Here is a 3073-nt window from a genome sequence, read left to right as displayed (position 1 = left end):
CATATGTAGTTATATCCCTTTCCAAATAGGAGAGGGACAGACTCGAATATAAATTTTAGACAGAAAGAGGTTTCTTTAAAGCGCGATATGCCTCCAGCATTAAACTCCGCTTATCACACTTTCCTTAATCCTTCTTCCCCAATCCCTCTTCCCTCACCTCTAATCTTTCTTCACTAGGAAACATTTCCGGCATTTGAATTACAAAAGGTAACTCAGCACCTAAAAGTCCCCGTTTTATCAGTTCAGAAGTTTCCGAAAAAACCACAAATAGCGGGTATTTAGTATTAGTACCCTCACTTAAAATATGGCTATGACGTAAAGGCATCAACCATTCATAATCCTTATCGAGTAAAATTTGTGTTTGTCGCCAACGTCCCAAAAAATCCGAAAAATCCTCATGAGGACGATGAATAAAAATAAAAATTTCCGCACCAGTTTTAATTTTCCATTCCGGATCGCACATCAAAACAGCAACATCACAAAGTAAAGAATTAGCTTCCGGAGGTGAACCAGTTTTGCGGATGCGAATAATCGGTAAAGGAATAGTGATAACACTCTCATCAGGACGACGTAGACTAGGAACCATCTCCAGATAAGGACGATACTGCTTAAAAAGTGCGATCGCGCCTTCATGATGGCTATAATCTGCTAAACAAGCTTCATAATCAGATTTTTGTACAGGCATATTTTAAAATTATAAATTAGAGACGACCCGGTGGGTCGTCTTTTAAGAATTAAAATTAAAAATTGAAAGTTTGAAATTAGAGATTAAAAGTATTAAATAAATTAAAATTTTTATTGTTTACTCCTAACTCCTCATTCATAACTCTTTGCTTCTAACCCAACTTCTCAAATACCGCAAACATTGGTAGATACATTGACAACAGAATCGTCGCCACCATACCCCCAATAACTACAATCATCAGAGGCTCCAAAATACTTGTTAAAGATTTTACAGTTTGCTCAACTTCATCCTCATAAAAGTCAGCAACTTTCATCAACATTGCATCAATTTCCCCAGTTTCTTCGCCAATACTAATCATCTGAAGAGCCATTGCTGGAAATACTTTTTCTTTTTGTAGCGCAAAACTAATCATACCACCTTGCTGAACTTCAGCTTTGGCAGCATCAACAGCATTAGCAATAATTTGATTTCCTGCGGTATCGCGGACAATTTCTAAGGAAGTTAAAATCGGCACACCAGAACGAGTTAACGAACCAAAAGTACGACTAAATTTAGCAACAGCAGACTTTTGAATTAAGTCACCAAACAAAGGAGTTTTCAGCGAAAGACGGTCAATATTCTCTCTTCCATTAGCAGTGCTGTAATAAGTTTTATAGGCAAAACTGAAACCAAAGAACATGATTGGTAGCGTCCACCAATAAGTCACAAGAAACTTACTTAAATCGAGCATGAACTGTGTAAGAGGTGGTAATGTAGTACCCAAATCTTTAAAAATACCAGCAAAAATCGGAATTAAGAAAATAGTCATTCCTAGAAATACTGCTAATGCAATACAACCAACAACAACCGGATAAGACAGTGCAGATTTAATTTGATTTTGTAAACGGGCTACATCTTCTAACAGTTTTGCCAAGCGGTTAAGTACGTCATCTAATACACCACCAACCTCACCAGCTTGGATCATACTTACATACAAACCATCAAAACATTGAGGGTGTTTCCGCATTGCATCAGAAAGATTCAAACCATTTTGAACATCCGCACTAATAGCCAAAAGAGCTTGTTTCAGCTTCGGATTTGAACATTGTTCTGATAATACTCCTAAACTCCTCACGATAGCGACACCAGCATTTACCAATGCGGCAAATTGACGTGAGAAAACAGCTTTATCCTTAACAGAAACACTCGCAAATCGCGTTTGGAAATCAAGCGCTGACTTTAAATCAAAAGCTTGGGCTTGTTTGAGTTCTTGAATTACAAAACCTTGTTGTCTTAAATTGACGCGAGCTTCCTTAAGTGATTCTGCAACAACCTTTTCAGTGCGAGATTGTCCTTGTGCATCCCTAACACGGGCAACAAAACTTGGCATAATTTAAATTTTAGATTTTAGATTTTGGATTTTGGATTTTGGATTTTGGATTTTGGATTACATATTATAAAAAGCTAGTAATAAATAATTAAGAGTTAGAACTTAGGAATATAGATTAGCTTCCTAAGTTTTGAGTAAGTCACCACAATCATAAATTAAAAGAATTAATTAATAATTCCTAACTCCTAACTCCTAACTATTTAATGCGCTCTTGCAGCAGTTTTTGCCCCTGATTGTGGAGCAGCACCACCAATTAGACGTTGAATTTCATCTGGTTTAGAAGTTTTAGACATTGCAGCTTCAAATGATATAGTTCCAGCTTTATACAAATTAGCTAAAACCGTCTCTAAAGTTTGCATTCCTAACTTGCCGCCAGTTTGAATCGCCGAGTAAATTTGTGATGTTTTACCTTCACGAATCAAGTTAGAAATAGCCGGAGTAATTATCATAATTTCTTGCGCCATTACCCGACCATATTCACCTGGTTTTGGATTTTTCTTAGATACTAAAGTTTGGCTAAATACAGCAACTAAGGAGTTAGATAATTGCACCCGAACTTGAGTTTGTTTCTCGTGCGGAAAAACGTCAATAATCCGGTCAACTGTTTGAGCCGCAGAGCTTGTGTGCAAAGTTCCGAATACTAAGTGACCAGTTTCAGCAGCAGAAATTGCCAAAGAAATAGTTTCCAAATCTCGCATTTCACCGACCAAAATAATATCTGGGTCTTCACGTAAAGCAGCTTTTAGTGCATTCGCAAAACTTTTTGTATCTTCCCCTAATTGACGTTGGTGAACCAAACTTTTAATTGGCTCATATACAAATTCAATTGGGTCTTCAACAGTCAAAATATGTTCGGCACGGGTGCGGTTAATTAAGTCAATCATTGCCGCCAAAGTTGTTGTTTTCCCCGAACCAGTTGGTCCTGTAACCAAGATTAATCCTCTTGGTTTCTCAGACATTTCTTTAACAACATCTGGCAAACCTAGCTTATCAAAGTTAGGAATTTTTGAACTCAAAGC

The 3073-nt window shown here is 37.2% G+C and carries 3 protein-coding genes; all 3 read right to left on the bottom strand.

Annotation, left to right across the window (positions count from 1 at the left end; genetic code table 11):
* Window positions 1-124: 124 nt before the first annotated feature.
* Window positions 125-685, bottom strand: a complete 561-nt coding sequence (locus CK510_RS28590; protein ID WP_095724864.1) for a hypothetical protein — start codon at window positions 683-685, stop codon at window positions 125-127.
* A 151-nt stretch (window positions 686-836) separates the two neighbouring features.
* Window positions 837-2054: a type II secretion system F family protein gene (locus CK510_RS28585; protein WP_095724863.1), complete on the bottom strand. Its 1218-nt coding sequence runs from the start codon at window positions 2052-2054 to the stop codon at window positions 837-839.
* A gap of 200 nt (window positions 2055-2254) precedes the next feature.
* On the bottom strand, window positions 2255-3073 hold an 819-nt coding region (locus CK510_RS28580), incomplete at its 5' end, for a type IV pilus twitching motility protein PilT (RefSeq protein ID WP_095724862.1).

Origin of the sequence: Brunnivagina elsteri CCALA 953, from assembly GCF_002289455.1 — a bacterium.
GTDB lineage: Bacteria > Cyanobacteriota > Cyanobacteriia > Cyanobacteriales > Nostocaceae > Brunnivagina > Brunnivagina elsteri.
The sequence above is the reverse complement of the archived record's forward strand: the minus strand, read 5'-3'. Positions and strand labels throughout refer to the sequence as shown.

What these genes read in the sequence shown, in the direction of transcription:
- CK510_RS28590 (WP_095724864.1), bottom strand. Translation starts at nt 685, where the DNA reads ATGCCTGTACAAAAATCTGATTATGAAGCTTGTTTAGCAGATTATAGC.
- CK510_RS28585 (WP_095724863.1), bottom strand. Translation starts at nt 2,054, where the DNA reads ATGCCAAGTTTTGTTGCCCGTGTTAGGGATGCACAAGGACAATCTCGC.